21 protein-coding genes and 1 pseudogene are annotated in these 20091 nt (G+C 73.8%); 15 read left to right on the top strand and 7 right to left on the bottom strand.

Translation table 11 applies throughout. The features are described from left to right. Positions 1–77 precede the first annotated feature (77 nt). The 5 genes from ctaD to B1205_RS25190 form a co-directional block, all read right to left on the bottom strand. The gene (gene ctaD / locus B1205_RS25210; protein ID WP_089157870.1) at positions 78–2081 is read right to left on the bottom strand and encodes an aa3-type cytochrome oxidase subunit I; all 2004 of its coding nucleotides are present in this window, start codon (positions 2079–2081) and stop codon (positions 78–80) included. A gap of 87 nt (positions 2082–2168) precedes the next feature. Then, positions 2169–2900 carry an ATP-binding protein gene (locus tag B1205_RS25205; protein WP_089157869.1) on the bottom strand — a complete coding sequence of 244 codons (732 nt, stop codon included), beginning with the start codon at positions 2898–2900 and terminating at the stop codon, positions 2169–2171. A gap of 81 nt (positions 2901–2981) precedes the next feature. After that, the gene (locus B1205_RS25200) at positions 2982–3446 is read right to left on the bottom strand and encodes a DUF4383 domain-containing protein (RefSeq protein WP_303395041.1); all 465 of its coding nucleotides are present in this window, start codon (positions 3444–3446) and stop codon (positions 2982–2984) included. A 107-nt stretch (positions 3447–3553) separates the two neighbouring features. Next, a complete protein-coding gene (locus B1205_RS25195) occupies positions 3554–4708 on the bottom strand; it encodes a glycosyltransferase (protein WP_089157868.1) in 1155 nt (384 codons plus the stop codon). Between the two features lie 25 nt (positions 4709–4733). Continuing rightward, the gene (locus B1205_RS25190; protein ID WP_254910190.1) at positions 4734–5714 is read right to left on the bottom strand and encodes a glucosyl-3-phosphoglycerate synthase; all 981 of its coding nucleotides are present in this window, start codon (positions 5712–5714) and stop codon (positions 4734–4736) included. A 249-nt stretch (positions 5715–5963) separates the two neighbouring features. Here B1205_RS25190 and B1205_RS25185 point away from each other — a divergent pair, with 249 nt between their 5' ends. The 6 genes and pseudogenes from B1205_RS25185 to B1205_RS25160 all read left to right on the top strand — a co-directional run bounded on the left by B1205_RS25185 (position 5964) and on the right by B1205_RS25160 (position 12783). After that, positions 5964–6986 (top strand): Gfo/Idh/MocA family protein, encoded by a 1023-nt coding sequence (locus tag B1205_RS25185; RefSeq protein ID WP_089157867.1) that lies wholly within the window; start codon positions 5964–5966, stop codon positions 6984–6986. Continuing rightward, positions 6979–8067, top strand: a complete 1089-nt coding sequence (locus B1205_RS25180) for a zinc-binding dehydrogenase (protein WP_089157866.1) — start codon at positions 6979–6981, stop codon at positions 8065–8067. Before B1205_RS25185 ends, B1205_RS25180 begins: the two co-directional genes overlap by 8 nt. Before the next feature lie 156 nt (positions 8068–8223). Continuing rightward, positions 8224–10463 (top strand): annotated as a pseudogene (secA2, locus tag B1205_RS25175) (accessory Sec system translocase SecA2). Between the two features lie 185 nt (positions 10464–10648). Beyond that, positions 10649–11389, top strand: a complete 741-nt coding sequence (locus tag B1205_RS25170; protein ID WP_089157865.1) for a GAF and ANTAR domain-containing protein — start codon at positions 10649–10651, stop codon at positions 11387–11389. Positions 11390–11465: 76 nt separating this feature from the next. Then, entirely contained in the window at positions 11466–11969 is a 504-nt protein-coding gene (locus tag B1205_RS25165) for a DUF2231 domain-containing protein (protein WP_089157864.1), read from the top strand. 55 nt (positions 11970–12024) lie between these two features. Further along, positions 12025–12783: a class I SAM-dependent methyltransferase gene (locus B1205_RS25160; protein ID WP_217809875.1), complete on the top strand. Its 759-nt coding sequence runs from the start codon at positions 12025–12027 to the stop codon at positions 12781–12783. Here B1205_RS25160 and B1205_RS25155 read toward each other — a convergent pair. Beyond that, a complete protein-coding gene (locus B1205_RS25155) occupies positions 12761–13717 on the bottom strand; it encodes a DUF3500 domain-containing protein (RefSeq protein ID WP_441338558.1) in 957 nt (318 codons plus the stop codon). The genes B1205_RS25160 and B1205_RS25155 overlap by 23 nt on opposite strands. A 43-nt stretch (positions 13718–13760) precedes the next feature. After that, complete coding sequence (locus tag B1205_RS25150; RefSeq protein ID WP_089157862.1) at positions 13761–14153, bottom strand: ankyrin repeat domain-containing protein; 393 nt, start codon at positions 14151–14153, stop codon at positions 13761–13763. Positions 14154–14332: 179 nt separating this feature from the next. Here B1205_RS25150 and B1205_RS25145 point away from each other — a divergent pair, with 179 nt between their 5' ends. The 9 genes from B1205_RS25145 (at position 14333) to B1205_RS25105 (ending at position 19811) form a co-directional block, all read left to right on the top strand. After that, a complete protein-coding gene (locus tag B1205_RS25145; RefSeq protein WP_089157861.1) occupies positions 14333–14785 on the top strand; it encodes a cysteine dioxygenase in 453 nt (150 codons plus the stop codon). A gap of 47 nt (positions 14786–14832) precedes the next feature. Continuing rightward, complete coding sequence (locus tag B1205_RS25140) at positions 14833–15324, top strand: rhodanese-like domain-containing protein (RefSeq protein ID WP_089157860.1); 492 nt, start codon at positions 14833–14835, stop codon at positions 15322–15324. Positions 15325–15376: 52 nt separating this feature from the next. After that, positions 15377–15967 carry a winged helix-turn-helix domain-containing protein gene (locus B1205_RS25135; protein WP_089157859.1) on the top strand — a complete coding sequence of 197 codons (591 nt, stop codon included), beginning with the start codon at positions 15377–15379 and terminating at the stop codon, positions 15965–15967. 272 nt (positions 15968–16239) lie between these two features. Beyond that, complete coding sequence (locus B1205_RS25130; RefSeq protein ID WP_089157858.1) at positions 16240–16845, top strand: winged helix-turn-helix domain-containing protein; 606 nt, start codon at positions 16240–16242, stop codon at positions 16843–16845. Positions 16846–17000: 155 nt separating this feature from the next. After that, positions 17001–17630, top strand: coding sequence for a uridine kinase (locus B1205_RS25125; protein ID WP_089157857.1), 630 nt, complete (start codon positions 17001–17003; stop codon positions 17628–17630). Positions 17631–17800: 170 nt separating this feature from the next. Beyond that, positions 17801–18199 (top strand): TraR/DksA family transcriptional regulator, encoded by a 399-nt coding sequence (locus B1205_RS25120; RefSeq protein ID WP_089157856.1) that lies wholly within the window; start codon positions 17801–17803, stop codon positions 18197–18199. 27 nt (positions 18200–18226) lie between these two features. Then, positions 18227–19096 carry a DUF72 domain-containing protein gene (locus tag B1205_RS25115; RefSeq protein ID WP_089157855.1) on the top strand — a complete coding sequence of 290 codons (870 nt, stop codon included), beginning with the start codon at positions 18227–18229 and terminating at the stop codon, positions 19094–19096. Positions 19097–19194: 98 nt separating this feature from the next. Then, the gene (locus B1205_RS25110) at positions 19195–19377 is read left to right on the top strand and encodes a hypothetical protein (RefSeq protein WP_089157854.1); all 183 of its coding nucleotides are present in this window, start codon (positions 19195–19197) and stop codon (positions 19375–19377) included. Between the two features lie 5 nt (positions 19378–19382). Then, the gene (locus tag B1205_RS25105) at positions 19383–19811 is read left to right on the top strand and encodes a DUF2267 domain-containing protein (RefSeq protein ID WP_089157909.1); all 429 of its coding nucleotides are present in this window, start codon (positions 19383–19385) and stop codon (positions 19809–19811) included. Positions 19812–20091 lie beyond the last annotated feature (280 nt).

Here is a 20091-nt window from a genome sequence, read left to right as displayed (position 1 = left end):
GCCGGCCCTGTTGTCACGGGTGCGTGTTAAGCGGGGCCCCCTCCTATGCGGAATGCGTTAAGAAGGGGCCCCTCCTTTCAGTTCTCCGGGGTGTCGCCGGGGCCGCGCGGATGCCGCCACCGGTCGTTCGGCTGGTCCTCGCGCTCGGCGCCGAGGATCGTCCCCTCCGGCTCGTCGGTCTCCTCGAAGCTGGGCCGGCGGATCTCCTCCGGCTCCGGCACCTCGACCGGCCGTGCGCCGGACTGCGGCGCGGGCTGGTACTCCACCGCCTCGCGGGCACCGTGCGCGCCCTCGGCCGCCGGCGACTCGGGTTCCTGCGTGACGTGGTGGAATTCCTCGCCGAACTCCTGGGGCGGCTTGGTGGTGCGCTGGGGCAGGTCGCGGCCGAGGTCGGAGACGAGCGGGCCGTACTTGGCGTCGAAGGCCGGCCGCTCGGAGCGGATGCGCGGCATCCGGTCGAAGTTGCGCAGCGGCGGCGGGCAGGTGGTGGCCCACTCCAGCGAGTTGCCGAACCCCCACGGGTCGTCCACCGAGACCTTCGCGCCGTAGCGCCACGACTTCCAGATGTTCCAGATCAGGAACAGCGTGGAAGCGCCGAGCACGAACGAGCCGATGCTGGAGATCATGTTCAACGTGGTGAAGCCGTCGCCGGGCAGGTAGTCGGCGTACCGGCGGGGCATCCCCTCGGCACCCAGCCAGTGCTGCACCAGGAAGGTGGCGTGGAAGCCGAGGAACATGGTCCAGAAGTGCATCTTGCCGAGCCGCTCGTCGAGCAGCCGGCCGGTCATCTTCGGGAACCAGAAGTAGAGCCCACCGAACGCGGCGAACACGATGGTGCCGAACAGCACGTAGTGGAAGTGCGCCACCACGAAGTACGTGTCGTGCACGTGGAAGTCGACCGGCGGACTGGCCAGGAGCACGCCCGTCAGGCCGCCGAGCAGGAACGTGACCAGGAAGCCGAGGGCGAACAGCATCGGCGTCTCGAACGTGATCTGCCCCTTCCACAGCGTGCCGATCCAGTTGAAGAACTTCACCCCGGTGGGCACCGCGATGAGATAGCTCAGGATGCTGAAGAACGGCAGCAGCACCTGGCCGGTGGCGAACATGTGGTGCGCCCAGACGGTCATGGACAGCACGGTGATGGCGATGGTGGCCAGCACCAGCCCGGTGTAGCCGAAGATCGGCTTGCGGGAGAAGACCGGGATGATCTCGGTGATGATGCCGAAGAACGGCAGCGCGATGATGTAGACCTCGGGGTGCCCGAAGAACCAGAACAGGTGCTGCCAGAGCATCGGCCCGCCGGTCGTCGGATCATAGACGTGCGAGTGCAGGATCCGGTCCGAGGCGAGCGCGAACAGCGCGGCGGCCAGCAGCGGGAACACGAAGATCACCAGGACGCTGGTGAGCAGCAGGTTCCAGGTGAAGATCGGCATCCGGAACATGGTCATGCCGGGCGCCCGCAGGGTGAGCACCGTGGTGATCAGGTTGACCGCGCCGAGGATGGTGCCCAGACCGGAGACGGCCAGGCCGACCACCCACAGGTTCGCGCCCACGCCGGGGGAGTGCTGGGCGGTGCTCAGCGGCGTGTAGGCGGTCCAGCCGAAGTCCGCCGAGCCCTGCGGCGTGAAGAACCCGCCGATCACCAGCGCCGCGCCGAAGAAGTACAGCCAGTAGGCGAACGCGTTGAGCCTCGGGAAGGCCACGTCCGGGGCGCCGATCTGCAACGGCACCAGGTAGTTGCCGAACCCGAACACCATCGGCGTCGCGAACAGCAGCAGCATGATCGTGCCGTGCATGGTGAACATCTGGTTGTACTGCTCGGGGGAGAGCAACTGCATCCCCGGGCGGGCCAGCTCCGCCCGGATGAGCATCGCCATGAACCCGCCGATGATGAAGTAGGCGAACGACGTGCCCAGGTAGAGCAGCCCGATCACCTTGGCATCGGTGCTGCGCAGCAGCCGCCACAGCGAGTTGCCCTTCGTCGCCTCCCGGACCGGGCCGGGGTGTCCGCCGAAGTGGGCCGGCGCGAGGATCGCCGGCCCCCGGTCCCGGGTCGGTTCCGTGACTACCCGCTTGGGCATGGCATCTCACCCCGTGTGACGACAGACAGGACGGGCGCGCGTACCCGACCCCTCTGCCATGAAACCAGGCGAGAGTGCAGATTTCGGTCAGTTCGCCGGGAGCATGGCCCAGACGACCTTGCCGGCGCCGACCGGCGTGCTGCCCCAGCGCTGGGTCAACTCGCGCACCAGCATCAACCCGCGGCCACCCTCCGCCCGCAGGTCGTGGTCGGTCGCCTCGCACGCGTCGGCCGGGCTGCCGTCCATCACCGCCACCCGCAGGTACGGCCGGCGCAGCGTCAACGTGACCTGCATCGGCGTGCCGGCGTGCCGGACCACGTTGCCGACCAGCTCGCTGAGCACCAGCGAGGCCGGGCCGGCCAGCTCCGGCACGTTCCACCGGCCGCACGCCTCGGTGACGAGTTCCCGGGCCCGCCGGCACGCCCCGGCGACCGGCTCCAGCCGTGCCCGCAGGCGCGGCGCCGCCGCCGTGCCCGCCAGCGCCGTCGCCTCGGCGCAGTCCCGCCGCACCGGCACCACCCGGCAGGCGGTGGTCTCGGCCAGCCAGGCCGCAGCCTCCGGGGGCGGCGCGGAGAGCACCATCGGCACCGCCGGCCAGTCGGCGGCCCGCCGGGCCGCGGCGGCGAACACGGAGAGCGCCAACGGGTCGGTCACCCGGGTCTCCTCAAGGTCGACCACCAGCGCGTCCGGCTGCGCGGCGAGGCACCGGTCCAGCACCTCGTGCACCACGCGCGTCGTGCCCAGGTCGAGCGCGCCGGCCAGCCGTACGACGGTGACCGGTGACTCGTCGCGGACCTCGCACCTGATCCGGGTCGACATCGGGCCCTCGTTTCCAAACTTGTCGGGGAGGCTACCGACGTACCCGGGCCCCGGGCCACCGAAACCGGACGTCCGCCCGGCTCAGCGGGCGTGACCGCGACGGCCGGCGAGCAGCCCGGAGGCCAGCATGGCGACGCCCAGCACCAGGTGCAGCCAGGAACCGGCGCGGTCGACCGCCAGCACGTTGGCGTCGGTGCGCCGGTCGATTGCCAGGCCGTGCAGCCACAGCACCAGGTAGACCGCGCCGGCGCCGAGCAGGAACACGCGGGCACCGGCGACCGTGCGGGCCAGCGCCAGACCGGCCACGCCGAGGACCAGGTGCACGACGTTGTGCAGCACCGAAACCTGGAACAGTCCGAGCAGCCGTGCGCCGGAGCCCGGGCCGGCGAGACGCAGGTCCGGGTACGAGCTGGTGACACCCGGCACGAAGCCCAGCGCGCCGATCAGCAGCAGGAGCACGGCGAACCCCGAGGCGACCCGGCGCACCGGCGCTCGGCCGGAGGCCGGATTGCGGCGCGCCCGGGAGTGCGCCATCGAGTTCGTCACGCCGCCCTCCTCGCCCACCAGGGGACCGACGGATTCCCCGGCCCACCCACGACAAACCGCGGGCCCGGCCCGCGGGTGGCGGACCGGGCCGGCGACGGCGTACCGGATCAGGCGTGCTGCAACGGCCGCGCCGCGCCCTGGCGGACCCGGTCGTACAACTCCACGTACCGCTGCGCCATCCGGGCCGGGGTGAACCGGTCGGCCGCCACCCGCCGGCACTCGTCGGGTGCGAGCCGGCCGGCGGCGAGCACGAGGTCGCCCAGCTCCTCCTCGTCGGCCGTGAGCAGGCCGGTGCGGCCGTGCTCGATCAGCTCCGGCAGGCACCCCCGGGCGGTGGCCACCACCGGTGTGCCCAGCGACAACGACTCCACCACCGCCGTACCGCCGGGCTCCTCCCACCGCAGCGGGAACAGCGACGCACGGGCCGAGGCGACCAGGTCGTCGCGCTCCTGCCCGGCCACCGTGCCCACCCAGCGCACCAGGTCGCCGTCGATGTGGGGGGCGACCCGGTCGTGGAAGAACCGCACGTCGGGGTTCTGGCGGGCCTCGTCGCCGGCTGCGGCGAGGTCCTCCGGCCGGTGGTACGGGCCGACCGGACCGGCCAGCACCAGCGGGAAGCCGACCTGCTGGGCGAGCCGGGCGCCCAGGTCCTGCCCCTTGCCCGGGTTGATCCGGCCGAGGATCACCACGTGCTCGCCCTTCGGGGTCGCCGGGCGACGGTCGGCGTCGACCGCGAGCGGGGTGGAGAGGTGCACATGTCCCACCGAGTGCTCCCGCAGCGCGAGCGGCGCGCGGGCCAGCTGCGACGCGGAGACCCCGTTGACCCGGACCCGGTCGCCGCCGTCGAGGTTGCCGTACAGCTCCGGGTGCTTGGCCAGATCCCAGTGCAGCGTGTGCAGCACCGGCGGCGCGGCCGGGCCCATCGCGGCCAGGGTGGCCAGCCCGACCGCCTCCACGTGGTCGTGCACCAGGTCGACGTCGTCGCGGCGGTGCAGCGCCCGCACCACGCCGGCCAGGTGCGCCTGCGAGACGCCGCAGACCTGGTTGTACGGCCGCTGCAACGCGTGGAACTGCCCGTCCGGGAAGACCGAGATCTTCTCGTCGACCGGCAGGGTGCTGCTCTCCACCGACGCGAGCACCACCCGGACGCCGAGCCGGCGCAGCTCCGGCACCAGCGTGGCCACCACGTTCTCGATCCCGCCGTAGCCGGGCGGTGGCACGGACAGCCACGGGCCGGCGTTCATCAGCACGGTGAGCGTCATGTGTCGTCCCTCTCCTCGTGCCCGCTCACGCGGCGATCCGGCGGTGGGGGACCCGGTCGCGCAGTTGGGCCAGCGGCGGACGCTCCTCGACCGAGACGTCGTTGACGACGATCTCCCGGTCCAGGTTCGGCAGCGCCTCCGAGCCACCGCGGCGGAACTGGGTCAGCAGCGGCGTCGGCATCGTGCCGGGCGCCGCCCAGCCGCGTCGTTGCAGCCGGGACCAGGCGGTCAGCATGATCTGCGCCGACATCCGTCCCAGCGCGGCGGTGTCCTGGTGCCGGTGCTTGCGCTCGCCGAGGTCGACCTGGGCGAGCGCGTCCAGCCCGACCAGCTCCAACAGGTCGATCAGCATCGCCGTCTCCACGCCGTACCCGGTGACGAACGGCACCCGCTCCAGCACCTCACGGCGGCCGGCGTACTCGCCGGCCAGCGGCTGCACGAAGCCGGCCAGCTCCGGCCAGAACAGGTTGAGCAGCGGCCGGGCCATCAGCTCGGTCACCCGTCCGCCGCCGTCGGGCTCGACACTGGTCGCGCCGACCAGCGGGCGGTGGTAGAAGCCCTTCACGAACTCCACGCTCTGGTCGGTGAGCAGCGGCCCGAGCAGGCCGGTGACGAAGTGCGGCCGGAACTCGCGCAGGTCGGCGTCGACGAACGCGACGACGTCCCCCTCGGCCGCGGCCAGACCGGCCCAGAGCGCGTCGCCCTTGCCGGTGAGCTGCGGCAGCCCGCGCGTCATCGCGTCCTGGCCGACCACCTCGGCGCCCGCGGCGCGGGCCACCTGGGCGGTCCGGTCGGTGGACCGGGAGTCCACCACGATCAACTCGTCGACCAGGGGCACCCGGTCCATCAGGTGTTCCCGGACGGTCGCCACGATGGCGCCGACCGTGGCCTCCTCGTTGCGCGCCGGCAGCACCACGCTGACGCGACGTCCGCCCTTGGCCCGCACCAGCCGATGCGCCGGCCAGTCGTCGGCCGTGCTGGTGCGGTACGTGGCCCATGCCTCCACCACCGGTGACACGATCGAATCTCTGTCCCGCACGGGCACCCCTTATTTTTGGCGGAAACGCAGACTCCTGTTTTTCCCAGTGCCGGGCCTGCGCTAACCGGATCCTTCCCGACCACTTGATCACCAGGTGCGTACCGGGCGGTTCCCGGCGGATGAACGTTGCGTTGCGCCCGCCCGGCCGCGTTTGCCGTGACCTCGCCGGGGGGAGAGCTGTCGCAGGTCTGTCGATGACGGTGAGAGGGCGGTCGGATGCGCGTGTGCCGGGTGGGGCTGATTGGGGCAGGTGGGGTGGCGCAACGCCACGCCCGCGTGCTCACCGCCTTCGAGGACGTGGAGCTGCTCGGCGTGACCGACGTCGTGCCGGAGGCGGCGCGGGCGCTCGCCGGGGCGTACGGCGGACGGGTCTTCCGGGACGTCGACGAGCTGCTCGCCGCCGGCCCGGACGCCGTGTACGTGTGTGTGCCGCCGTTCGCGCACGGCCCGGCGGAGGAGGCCGTGGTCGCCGCCGGCGTGCCGATGTTCGTGGAGAAGCCGGTGGCGGTCGACCTGGAGACCGCCGAGCGGGTCGCCGCGCTGGTCGAGCAGCGTGGGCTGCGCACCGGCGTCGGGCACCACTGGCGCTACCTGCGCGTGGTGGAGGAGGCGCGGCGGCTGCTCGCCGACCGTCCGGTGCGTATGGTCAACGGCGCCTGGCTGGACAAGGTGCCGCCGGTGGCGTGGTGGGCGCGGCGGGACCGCTCCGGCGGCCCGGTGGTCGAGCAGGCCGCGCACGTGCTCGACCTGGTCCGACTGCTGGTCGGTGAGGCCACCGAGGTGACCGCGTACGGCGACGGGAACCCGCCCCCGGTCGACGGCGCGGACATCGACTCGGTGACCGCGGCCACGCTGCGGTTCGAGTCCGGGGCCGTCGGCACGCTCGCCGCGGCCTGCGTGCTCACCTGGAAGCACCGGGCCGGCCTGGAGATCCTCGCCGACGGGCTGGCGCTGTCGTTGGCCGAGGACGGCCTGACGGTCCGCGACGCCGACGGCGAACGGCACCTGCCCGCCGACCCGGACGCCGCCCGCGTCGCCGTCGACCGGGCCTTCGTCGACGCGGTCCGCGGCGTCGGCGACGACGTGCGCGTCCCGTACGCCGAGGCGCTGCGCACCCAGCGGCTGGCGCTCGCGGTGGCCGAGTCGGCGCGTACCGGTCGGCCGGTGGCGCTGCCGACCGGCCCGGCGGCCCGGCTCACCGCCCCGGTCGCGGACGCGCAGGTGACTGTCGATGCGTGACCGGGTGGTGGTGGTCGCCGGACCAGGCCGAGTCGAGCTGGTCGAGCAGGACGCGCCCGAGCTGCGCGAGGGCACGTTCCGGGTGCAGACGCTCTACAGCGGGGTCTCCGCCGGCACCGAGCTGAGCTACGTCAAGGGCACCAACCCGTACCTGCACGTCACCTGGGACGCCGCGCTCGGGCTGTTCCAGCCAGGGGAGGCGAGCACCCCCTACCCGGTGACCCGGCTCGGCTACATGCAGGTCGGGCGCGTGGTGGAGAGCCGCACCCCGGCGGTCGCGGTGGGCACGGTCGGCGCGATGACGTACGGCCACCGCAGCGGCTGGGTCGCCGACCCGCTCGCCGAGCGGTTCGTGCCGCTGCCCGACGACCTCGACCCGCTGCTCGGCGTCTACGTGGCGCACATGGGCCCGATCTGCGCCAACGGGCTGCTGCACGCCGCCGCCGACCTGTGCGGCGCCGACGTCCGCACGCTCGGTGACGGGGTGCGCGGGCGGCGGGTGGCGGTGGTCGGCAGCGGGGTGGTCGCGCTGCTCACCGCGCTGTTCGCCCGTCGCCACGGTGCCGCCTCGGTGGTCGTGGTGGACCCGACCCCGGCCCGCCGGGCGGTCGCCGAGGCGCTCGGCCTGGAGACGCTCGACCCGGACGCCGACGACCCGGCCGTGGTGCTCAAGACCCGGTGGCACCACGCCGCCGGGGACCGCGGCGCGGACGTGGTCTTCCAGTGCCGGGGCCAGGACTGGGCGTTGCAGCTCGCGCTGCGCCTGCTGCGGCCCCAGGGCACGGTGGTCGACCTGGCCTTCTACCAGGGCGGCGCGGGCGCGGTCCGGCTCGGCGAGGAGTTCCACCACAACGGGCTGTCGGTGCGCTGCGCGCAGATCGGCCGGGTGCCGCGTGGCCTGGCGCCGACCTGGGACCGCGAGCGGCTCTCCGCCGAGACCGTGGAGCTGCTGCGCCAGTACGGCGACCTGGTCCGCAAGCACGTCGTCTCCGCCGTGGCGCCGCTGGACGAGGCCCCGACCCTGCTCACCGACCTGGCCGAGCGCCGCCGCACCGAACTCCAGGTGATCCTGACCGGCTGACCGCCGCCGCTTTTGGTCGATCATGAGGTTGGCAGCGTCGGATGCCCGTTTTGTCGCCGCCAACCTCATGATCGACGGAGGGAGATGCGGGAGCGTCGGAGTGGTCGGGCCGGGCGGGGGTCACAATCGGCTGCGGTTCGCGTACCGTTGCGGCTCATGGGTGTGTCGCAACGGTTGAAGACCAGGTTCCGCCGATTCCTCCAGCGCCCGGGGACGACGGTCGACCTGGCCCCGCTGGAGAAGCTGCTGCCGGCGATCGAGGCCCGCGAGGCCGCGCTGGAGAAGCTCTCCGACGTCGAGCTGACCGAGGCCGCCGGGAAGGCCGAGGGATATACGGAGATCTGCGCGATCGGACGCGAGGCGGCCCGTCGCGGGCTCGACCAGCGTCCCTACGACGTGCAGCTGCTCGGCGCGATGGCGCTGCTCTCCGGCAAGGTCGCCGAGATGGCCACCGGTGAGGGCAAGACGCTCACCGCGACCGTCGCCGCGTACGGGCACGTCCGGCTCGGCAACGGCCCGGTGCACGTGCTCACCGTCAACGACTACCTGGCCCGCCGCGACGCCGAGTGGATGGAGCCGGTCTACACCCTGCTCGGGCTCACCGTCGGGTGGGTCAACGAGGCGTCCACCCCCGAGGAGCGGCGCGCCGCGTACCGCTGTGACGTCACCTACGTCGCGGTCAGCGAGGCCGGCTTCGACTATCTCCGCGACCAGCTCGCCACCGATCTGGCCGACCGGGTGCAGCCGCCGCTGAAGACCGCGATCGTCGACGAGGCCGACTCGATCCTCATCGACGAGGCGCGGGTGCCGATGGTGCTCGCCGGCGCGGTTCCCGGCGAGCAGGACCCGGTGCACGCCGCCGCCGCGCTGGTGCGCGGCCTGCGCAAGGGCAAGCACTACACGGTCGCCGAGGACGGCCGCAGCGTCGCCTTCACCTCGGTCGGCCTGGCCACCGTCGAGGCCAAGCTCGGCGGCATCGACCTGTACGACGCCGAGCACGTCGGGCAGCTCTCCGCGGTGAACGTGGCGCTGCACGCGCACGCCCTGCTGCACCGCGACGTGGACTACATCGTCCGGGACGACTCGGTCGAGCTGATCGACGAGATGCGCGGCCGGGTCGCCCAGCGCCGTCGCTGGCCGGACGGGTTGCAGGCCGCGGTCGAGGCGAAGGAGGGGCTGGACGCCACGGCCGAGGGCGAGGTGCTGGGCACGGTCACCGTGCAGGCGTACATCGCGCTCTACCCGACGGTCTGCGGGATGACCGCGACCGCGGTGCTCGTCGGCGACCAGCTCCGTGAGTTCTTCGACCTCGAGGTGGCGGTGATCCCGCCGAACACCCCGTGCGTGCGGGAGGACGAGTCGGACCGGATCTACGCCACCCGCGCCGAGAAGGACGAGGCGCTGGTCGACGAGATCACCCGCTGCCACCAGGCGGGGCGGCCGGTGCTGGTGGGCACGCTCGACGTCAAGGAGTCCGAGGGGCTGGCCGCCGCGCTGGAGGCCGCCGGGGTGTCGTGCGTGGTGCTCAACGCCAAGAACGACGACGAGGAGGCCGGGATCATCGCCGAGGCCGGCGCGTACGGCGCGGTGACGGTCTCCACCCAGATGGCCGGCCGGGGCGTCGACATCCGGCTCGGCGGCAGCGACCAGTCCGACCGGGAGCGGGTGGCCGAGCTGGGTGGCCTCTACGTGATCGGCAGCGGCCGGCACGACAGCCGTCGGGTCGACGACCAGCTGCGCGGCCGGGCCGGGCGGCAGGGCGACCCGGGTGGGTCGGTCTTCTTCGTCAGCCTGGAGGACGACCTGGTCGTCCGGCACGCCGGCGACACCGTGCCGGCGTCGCCCCGGATGAACGCCGACGGCCTGGTCACCGACCCGCAGGTCGACTACGCGGTCGAGCACGCCCAGCGGGTCGCCGAGGGCGTCAACCACGAGATCCACCGCAACACCTGGCGTTACAGCCAGGTGATCGAGCAGCAGCGCAAGGCCCTGGCCGAGCGGCGCGAGCGGCTGCTGACCAGCGACATCGCCGCGCTGATGCTGCTGNCCGCAAGATCGCCCTCTACCACCTGGACCGGCTCTGGGCCGAGCACCTGGCCGAGCTGTCCGAGGTACGCGAGGGCGTGCACCTGCGGGCGCTGGGCCGGCTCGACCCGCTGGACGAGTTCCACCGCAGCGCGGTGCCGGCGTTCAACGCGCTGGTGCCCGAGATCGAGACCCGGACGGTCGCCACGTTCGAGGAGACCGAGTTCGACGAGGGGTGGGAGCCGGACGCGTCCAAGCTGGTGCGGCCGAGCGCCACCTGGACCTACCTCGTGCACGACAACCCGTTCGGCTCGGAGCTGGACCGACTGATCGCGTCGGTGGGCCGCCGGCTGATCTCCGGGTCGCGCTGACGCGGATCCCCGGGCCCCCTCCGGCCGGTACGGCCGGAAGGGGCCCTTTTGCGCGGTTTCGATCCTGGTCTGCGAGGGTAGTAGTCCGAGGCTCCACCAGAGAAGGGGACGGACATGGGACAGGCAACGGCGCCGGGCATGGACACCGCGTGGACGAACGCGGAGGCGGTGCGGGCCGTGGGCCGGTGAACCTCGACATGCGCCAGCCCATGATCGACGACCTGGGCGTGCTGGAGACCGCCGCCCTGCTGCGTGAGCTGACCGCCGGCCTGATCAACGTGGCCGGGTTCGACGAGGCGCTGGACCGGCTGGTTCGGATCGCCCGTGACGCCGTACCCGGCATCGACTGCTGCGGCTTCACCGCGCTGCGCGCCGGCGAGCCCGCCGGCGTGGCCGCCTCCGACCCGCACCGGGCCGAGCTGGACGACCTGCGGCACGCCCCGGACACGCCGGCGCTGACCGCCATCCACCGCCGAGAGATGATCATCGCGGCCGGGCTGGCGGAGGAGGCGCGCTGGCCGGTGTGGGGCGCGCGGGCGCGGGCGCTCGGCGTGCACGGCGTGATCTCCGCGCCGGTGGACGTCGACGAGCAGGTCATCGGCGCGATCAACCTGTACGCTGCGTCGCCGGCGGCGCTCACCCCGAGCCACCAGCTCACCGCGATGCTGCTGGCCGAGCACGCCGGGCTCCTGCTCGCCGCGGTCCGTGACCGGGAACGGGCGGCCGCCCGCTCCCGGCAGCTCGACGACAGGCTGCTGGCCGAGGGCGTGGTCGGGCAGGCCGTCGGGGTGATCATGACGCAGCGGGGCTGCCCCGCGCCGGAGGCCCTGGGCGTGCTCCGCAGCGCCGCCTCCTCGTTGGACATTCCGTTGCGCGAGGTGGCCGAGCGGCTCGTGCTCACCGTCTCCCGACCTCGGGACAACTGAGCGACAGTCGTTTCACTTCCACGGGCCTCGGGTAGCACCCTGGACTGGTGATCTGCGCCGACGTGGGGAGGAAGCGATGGAGAGCCGGCTGCGGGTGCAGGGGCACCCGATCCAACCGATGCTGGTGACGTTCCCGTTCGGGCTCTTCGTCAGCGCGGCGGTCTTCGACCTGGCCGACGTGGTCGGCGGTCCGGCCTTCCTCGGCGAGGTGGGTTACTGGACCGCGGTCGCCGCGCTGGTCGCCGCCGCGCTCGCGACGGTCGCCGGGCTGGTCGACCTGTGGGACGTGCGGGCCGGCCGGACCAGCCGGGCCGTGCTGACGTTCAACCTGGTCAACGCCGTGATGGCGGGGCTGTTCCTGCTCACCTGCCTGATCCGGGCGCACGCCCCGCAGCGGGGCGCGACCGGCGTCCAGCTCGCCACCGAACTGGTCGCGTTGGGCATCGGCGCGGTCGGGGTGGCCCTGGGCGCCCGGCTGATCCAGCAGTTCGACCGGCACGGCGCCGAGCCGGCCGGGCTGGAGACCTTCGACGGGGTCTCCGGCGCCACCGTCGAGATCGCCCGGCCCGGGACGTTCTGACCGCCGGCGGAAAACGCGTTGCCGGTCGCCGCCGCCCGGCGGCAGGCTTCCACCCATGACGATCGACCGGGGATTCGACGAGCTGGTCGCCGAGGCCGTGGCCGCGCCGGTCGAGGGATGGGGTTTCTCGTGGCTGGCCGGGCGGGCCACCGAGGAACGCCCGCCGTGGGGCTACGCCCGGTTGGTCGGCGCCCGGCTGGCCACCGTCCGGTCGGCGCTGGACGTCGACACCGGCGGCGGCGAGGTGCTGGCCGAGGCGCCCACGCCGCCGCCGCTGCTGGTCGCCACCGAGGCGTGGCCGCCGAACGTGCCGGTCGCCCGCCGTAATCTCCGCCGGGTCGGCGCGTCCGTGGTGCGGGTCGCCGACCGGCCGCCACTGCCGTTCCGCGACGCGACCTTCGACCTGGTGGTGAGCCGGCACCCGGTGCACACCTGGTGGGACGAGGTGGCCCGGGTGCTGCGCCCCGGGGGCGGCTACCTGTCCCAGCAGATCGGTCCGGGGACCGTGCGGGAACTCAGCGAAGCCGTCCTCGGGCCCCTGCCGCCGCCGGCGCACCGCCATCCGGAGGCGGCGGTCGCGGCCGCCGACGCCGCCGGGCTGACCGTGGTGGACCTGCGCACGGCCACGCTGCGCACCGTCTTCCACGACATCGGCGCGGTGGTCTGGTTCCTGCGCAAGGTGGTCTGGACCGTGCCCGGCTTCACGGTCGACCGTCACCGCGACGCGCTGCGCCGGCTGGATCGGCGGATCCGGGCCGAGGGTCGGTTCGTCGCCCACGCCCGGCGGTTCCTCATCGAGGCGCGTCGCCGCTGACCGGCCCGGGGCGATGCGCGGCGGCATGGTGCGCGGCCAGCACGTCGGCGCCGAAGTCGCCGGCCGGGCGGCGCAACGCGGTGTGCGCGTGGTTGCCGTCGTCGGTGGTGTTGTCGTACTCGATCAGCAGGTCGTCGCCCTGCACCCGGTAGTAGTGCCGCCGGCCCGGCTCGACCGGACCGGCCCAGGCGAAGTGCAGCTCGCCGCCGTGGATCCGGGTGGCCTCGCGGGCGGCCAGCTCAGTCGGCAGCCGGTCGAGGTAGAGCGCGACCAACCGGTCGAGCAGCGCCCGGCCGGTCGGACCGAGCCGACCCCGGGGTACGCCCAGCGGGTCGAGCCGGCCCGGCGCGGTGGGCCGGGTGGCGCTGATGATGTCGGCCGGTGCCTCGTCGGCGATCACCGCGGCGGCCCGCCCGCCGGGACCGAGCGCGTCGAGCAGCTCGCGGGCCAGGTCCTCCTCCGGGCCGAGCGGCCGGGAGACCGGGCGGCCGGCGTGCCGGACGGTCGCCGGGTTGGCGCCGAGGAAGACCGGGGCGGGGGAGACCCGGTCGTCGGCGACGGTCATGCTCACCGACAGGTGGTGCCCCTCGAAGCGCCACGCCCAACGGTCGTCGTGCGCCGGGTCGCCGAAGACGGCCACCCCGTAGTCGCCGCTGTGCCGGCCGCGCCGCCAGCCCTCCGCCCGGTCCAGCACCTCCTCCAGCGCCACCACGGCCATGGCCTGCGCGTACGCGGCCGGACTCAGCGCGGTGGCGAGCAGCCGGTGGGCGGCCTTGCGGGCCGGGACGTCGAGGTCCGCGAGGGTGACGCCGGGCCGGGGCCGGGGCCGGTACTCCAGCCACCGCCGGGCCGGCTCGTCGTCGAAGTCGTGCCGGGCACGCCGGCGAGCCGGCTCGTCGAGCGCCGTCAGCAGCGCCGTCGCGGCGGCGCGCATCCGCTCGGGTACGGGTTCCTCCACCGCCCCTGTATAGCGCAGGTCAGGCACGGCCGAGCAGCGCGAGCATCTCGGGCAGCTTGAAGAACCGGGCCGTCTCGACCGCCGAGGGGCCACCGTGGTCCGGGTCGGCGCCGGCGTCGAGCAGCGCCCGGACCGTCGGCGCGTCCTGTCGGAACACGGCGGCGGCCAGTGCGGTCTGCCCCCGGTCGTTGACCCGGGCCGGGTCGGCGCCGCGGGCGAGCAGTGCCGAGACGGTTTCCGGACGGACGTGGTAGGCGGCCAGGATCAGCAGGGTGTCGCCCTTGGCGTTGGTGAGGTTCACCGGCAGTCCGGCGTCCACGTTGGCCGCGAGTTCCGCCGTCGCGCCGGCGCGGGCCAGGTCGAACATCCGGTGGGCGAAATCGATGGCGGCGGCGTCCAGTTCGTCGGGCATCCGCCCAGGTTAGGGCGTCCGGGTCGGCCGCGCCTGGTAGCTTGCGCAGCCGGGCGCGGGAGGGCGGTCATGGACGAGCGAGGGAGTCCCAGCATGTGGTAATACCTACTAAACCTATAGGGTTTACAGTCTAGAGTGTGGGGGCACGATCCGTTCCGCACCGTGAGGACCTTCCGCCGATGACCAGCACCGCCCGGACCGACCTGCTCACCGTCGCCACCCGCTGGGCCGACCCGACCGTCTGGCCGGTACCGTTGCGTTTCGACCGGTCCGAACGGTGGTACGCCCGGCTCGCCGCCGACGGCGAGCGCGAGGTGTGGGCGTTGAGCTGGCTGCCCGGGCAGGGCACCGACCTGCACGACCACGGCGGTTCGGCCGGCGCGTTCCTGGTCGTCGCCGGCGTGCTCACCGAGGAGACCGTCAGCGGCGGCCGGCTCCGCCCGCACCAGCTCGGCCCCGGTGCCGGCCGGCGCTTCGGCGCCCGGCACGTGCACCAGGTCACCAACCGTTCCGACCAGCCCGCGGTCAGTGTGCACGTCTACCGGCCCGCGCTGCGCCGGATGACCCGCTACCACCTCGACGCCGGGCGGCTCCGGATCGCCGAGGTGGCCGAGGCCGGCGTCGCCTGGTAACCACCCGACGCCCGCGCACCGACCCCGCCGAACGGAAGGACCCCACGATGGCGCAGACCCCCACCCCCGCCGAGAGTTGTCCGGTGCCACCGCCCGGCTCCCGCGGCATCGACGAGATCCTCGCCGCCGCCCGTGCCCGGCTGCGCCGCCTCGACCCCGAGCAGGCGCACCTGGCGTACCGGGGCGGAGCGCTGATGGTCGACATCCGCCCGGCCGGCCAGCGGGCCGCCCACGGCACCGTGCCGGGCGCGCTCGTCGTCGAGCGCAACGTGCTGGAATGGCGTTTCGACCCGCGCTGCGCGGCCCGGCTGCCGCAGGCCGTCGACTACGACGTGCCGGTGATCGTCCTCTGCCAGGAGGGCTACACCTCGTCGCTGGCCGCCGCCGCCCTGCAGGACATCGGCCTGCACCGCGCCACCGACGTGGCCGGCGGGTTCGCCGCCTGGCGTATCGCCGGCCTGCCCACCCTCGGCCCGACCCCGCCGCCCCGACCCTCGTCCACCGCGCCCCCGGTCACCGCCGGCCGCGCGCTCCGCTGACCGTCCCGCCGCACCCGGCGGGGCGGGGCGACCGCCCGCACAGGAGGCTCCCATGTCCGTCGTCGCCCTCAACACCCGTCCGGCCCGACCGGGCCGCACCGACCGGGCCGTTCCGCCCCGGCCGCGTACCGCACCGACCCTGACCATCACGCTCGACCTGGGCGCCGGCCCGCTGACGCCCGGCCTGGTCCGGCTCGTCGACCTGCTCGACGAACTCGCCGCCACCGGGGAGGGGCTGGTCCGCCCGGACGAGCACCGGGCCGCCCGGGCCGTGCTCGACCTGCGCCGCCCGGCCACGCGGCCGGTCGAGGTCTCGCCGCCGTCGCCCGCCGTCGACCCCGGCCGCGTGCGCATCCTCACCGGCACCCGGCGGGTCCGCCACGGCGCCGCCGAGGTCGTGCTGACCAGGATCGAGTACGACCTGCTGCTGTTCCTCGCCGAGAACCCCCGCCGGGTGTTCACCCGGCTGCAACTGCTCGCCAACGTCTGGGGCTACGAGCACGCGGTGGCGCGCACGGTGGACGTGCACGTGCGTCGGCTGCGGGCCAAGTTCGGGCCGGACACCCCGCTGGTGACCACCGTGTACGGCGTCGGCTACCGACTGGCCGACGACGCCCCGATCGAGGTGGACCGGGACGCCTGAGATGACCACGGCCGGNCCCGGGTACGCCGCGTTCACGTCCCGGCCGCACCCGCCATTGTGAACCGGCCGGGGACCCCCCGTTCCGTTCCGGTCCGATGCTCTGCTGTAATCAACGGGGCTCGTACGCAGAGCGAGCACTCGGCTCCGATGTGTTCGTCAATTGTCACATTCATGCAACGCGGCCGCCCTTGACCCTCGCAGAGCGGCCGGGAAGCATCGATGAAGCGGCGTCCCGGGCCGTGGGGAGATACCCGGACCAGCCAAGGAGGACCATGTCGGTCAGCCCCGCTTCGCCGCGCGCCGGATGGCATACGTCCCAGCCCGTGGTCCCCGGCCGTCCCCCGGGCGGTCAGCGTCGCCCCGCCAACACCGCCACGGCGGTGCTCACGGTCACCCTGAACATCCCACTGGCCAGCGAGGAGTCGCTCCCCCCGGCCGCCCGGCGGCTCCTCGACGCCGCCCGCGAGCTGCTCGAACGCGGCGACGCGGTGGTCACCACCGGCGTTCCGGCGGAGCGCCGGCCCGATCCGGTCCCGGCCGGTCGCGCCCCGGCCCGTCCGCTCGCGGCGACCATCCCGACGCTGCACATCCTGGCCTCCTCCCGGTCGGTGCTGCGCGACGGGGAGCCGTTGCCGCTGACCCGGCTGGAGTTCGACCTGCTGCTGCACCTGGTCGCCCACCCGCGTCGGGTCTTCACCCGGCTGCAACTGCTCAACGCGGTCTGGGGGTACGAGCACGCCGGCGTCCGCACCGTCGACGTGCACGTCCGCCGGCTGCGCGGCAAGGTCGGGGTCGACGTTCCACTGGTCACCACCGTCTACGGCGTGGGCTACCGGCTCGCCGACGACGCCCGGGTGACCATCGACCGCACCGGCTGAGGTGATCGACACCGGTTCGCCGAAGTGGTGATGTCAGAGCGTGCCGGATGTCGCCGTTTCCCCGGGCTGGGCGAGGGAGTTGCGCCGGACGGAGCCCCGACCGCCCGAACGCGATCCCGTGGTGAACCGCGCCGTGGGCCGGGCAGGATGGTCGGATGCGCGTCCGACCGATCAGCCCCGACCGACTCGTCCGCGAACTGGCCGACCGGCTCGCCCGCGCCGGGACGCCCGGCCGGGTGCGGGTCGCCGTCGACGGGCCGCCGGCCGCCGAACCGGACGCCCTCGCCGCCGCGCTCGTCGACCCGCTGCGCGCCGCCGGACGGCCGGTGCTGCACGTCCGGGCCGCCGACTTCCTCCGTCCCGCCTCGGTGCGCCTGGAGCAGGGTCGCACCAATCCCGACGCCTACTACGAGGGCTGGCTCGACGAGCCCGGACTGCGCCGTGAGGTGCTCGACCCGGCCGGCCCGGACGGCGACGGCCGGCTGCTGCCGTCGCTCTGGGACGCCGACGCCGACCGGGCCAGCCGGGCCGCGTACCGGGATCTGCCGCCCGGTGGGGTGGTCCTGGTCAGCGGCGCGCTGCTGCTCGGCGGCGCGCTGCCGTTCGACGTCGCCGTCCACCTGGTCCTCTCCCCGGCGGCCCTGGCGCGGCGCACCGACCCGGCGGCGCGGTGGACGCTGCCGGCCTTCGCCCGCTACGCCGAGGAGGTCGACCCGGCCTCCTTCGCCGACGTGGTGGTCCGCGTCGACGACCCGCGCCACCCGGCCCTGGTGGAGGCCGCCTGACCGGCCCGTCGTCACGGTGCGGGAGACGGTCGGTTTGGCCGGCCCGGCAGCGGGGTAATCGCCCGGCTCACAGCGCACGGGTGATCTCGCCCGCGCATCACGTTCGCACCGGATCCTCCCGCGCGCGCCGCCGGAGGATCCGGTACGAGGCCGTAGGAAGGCAGGCAGCGATGCTCGTCCAGGACACGACAGCCACGGGCCGTTCCCAGGCGGAGGTCGACCAGATCGGGCAGTCCCTGCGGTCGCGGTACGACGAGCTGACCGCGGAGTACGACCAGACCGTCATGCAGAGTCAGGTGCTGCGGCTGGTCGAGGTCGGCGACACGGCCGGCGACGACCAGGCCGACAGCGGCACCAAGACCGCCGAGCGGGACACCGCCCAGTCGTTGCTGCGCACCATCCTGGACCGGCGGGCCCAGTTCGAGCGCGCCCTGGCCCGTCTCGACGAGGGCACCTACGGCTTCTGCGAGGGGTGCACCGCGCCGATCCCGGTGGAGCGGCTGGAGATCTTCCCGGCCGCCACCTCCTGCGTGGCCTGCAAGCAGCACCGGGAGCGGCGGGCCGCCTGAGCCCCGCCCGGGTCGCCGGTCGGTCCCATGGGTGAGATCAAGGTGGGCACCGCCTCGTGGACCGACCGGACCCTGCTCGACTCCGGCTGGTATCCGCCGGACGCCGACACGCCGCAGCGGCGGCTGTCCTACTACGCACGGCGGTTCCCGCTGGTCGAGGTGGACGCCACCTACTACTCGCCGCCGGCCGAGCGCACCGCCCGGCTGTGGGCCGAGCGCACCCCGGCCGGATTCACCTTCAACGTCAAGGCGTTCAGCCTGCTGACCGGCCACCCCACCCGGGTCTCCGCGCTCTACAAGGACCTGCGTCCGGACACGGACAAGCGCAGTGTCTACCCCGGCGACCTGCCCGCGCAGGCGTACGAGGAGGTCTGGACCCGGTTCCTGTCCGCCCTGGATCCGCTCGTCGACGCGGGCAAGCTGGGCGCGCTGCTGTTCCAGTTCCCGCCCTGGTTCACGATCACGCGGGACAACAAGCAGTATCTGCTGGAGGTGGCCCGGCGGTGCGCCCCGCTACGCCCGGTCATCGAGTTCCGGCACGCCTCCTGGTTCGCCGGCGACAACGCCGACGAGACCCTGGACTTCCTGCGCCGGCACGAACTGCCGTTCGTCTGCGTGGACATGCCGCAGGGCCACCCGTCGTCCGTACCCCCGGTGCTGGCCGCCACCGCGGACCTCGCGGTGGTCCGGTTCCATGGGCACAGCGGGAAGTGGACCAGCCGCGACATCCACGAGAAGTTCGGCTACGACTACTCCGACCGCGAGCTGCGCGACTGGGCGCCGAAGCTGCGCGAGCTGGCCGACCGGGCCGAGCAGACCCATGTGCTGATGAACAACTGCTACCGCGACCACGCCCAACGCAACGCCACCACGCTGATCGAGCTGCTGGCGCGCTGAGCACACCTCACCCACACCGGGTGAGGACACCTCACCCGCCCGCCGCGCAGCATGGACGGTGCGCGCGGCCCGCGCGCGCCGCGACGAGGAGGTGGGTCATGACGGTACGGGTGGTGGCGGACCGACGCCGTGGTGGCGTCCTGCACGTGGTCGGCGGTGCCGACGTGCCGCGGCGGGGCGGACGGCCCGGCCGGTTCAGTCCGACCCGGCTGTGGCGGGGGCCCAGCGGGCCGCCGCGACGCGCCGACGACCGACGCTGGGAGACCGACCCCCGGGGGTGAGCCAGATGGCCGAGCAGTTGATGTCCGCGTTCGAGTCCTCGCTGGACAAGACGAACGTGATCCTCAAGGAGATCGAGTCGGCGTACGGCTGGCCCGCGCAGCGGCGCAACCAGTCCTACGCGGCGCTGCGCACCGTGCTGCACCTGCTGCGCGACCGGATGCCGGTCGGGGAGAGCGTGGAGTTTGCCCAGCAACTGCCGGTGCTGCTGCGGGGCATCTACTTCGACGGCTGGCAGCCGGCGGACGTGCCGATCCGGCTCAACCGCGACGACTTCCTCTACGAGGTGCGTCAGGGCTTCCCGTACGACGTGGAGGGCGGTCCACAGCGGGTGGTGCGGGTGGTGCTGGACACCCTGCGCCGGCACGTCTCGCAGGGCGAGTGGCAGGACGTGACGTCGAACCTGCCGCGCGGGCTCGATCAGCTCACCGCCTGAGCCGTCCCCTCGGGCGCCTCCCGGCGGGAACGGTCGGTGCGTCCGCGTCCGGGCGTCTACGGTGTGGTTAGAGACAATCGGGCGTGGGGTACCACCCGCTGCACACGGACCCCGGATCTTCGCGGGGCGGCACACCGAGGGAGCACCGATGGCATTGAACGACGACGACATCCAGACCAGCGGCGGCAGCGGCCCGGAGGGTCCGGCCGACGGCGGTGCGACTGCGGGTCAGCACGACGGTGGCGCGGACGGCGGCGCGGAGGGCCCGGCCGACGGTGGC

Source organism: Micromonospora sp. NBS 11-29 (assembly GCF_002140155.1).
Taxonomy (GTDB): domain Bacteria; phylum Actinomycetota; class Actinomycetes; order Mycobacteriales; family Micromonosporaceae; genus Micromonospora.
This window is presented reverse-complemented; position numbering and strand designations above follow the sequence as displayed.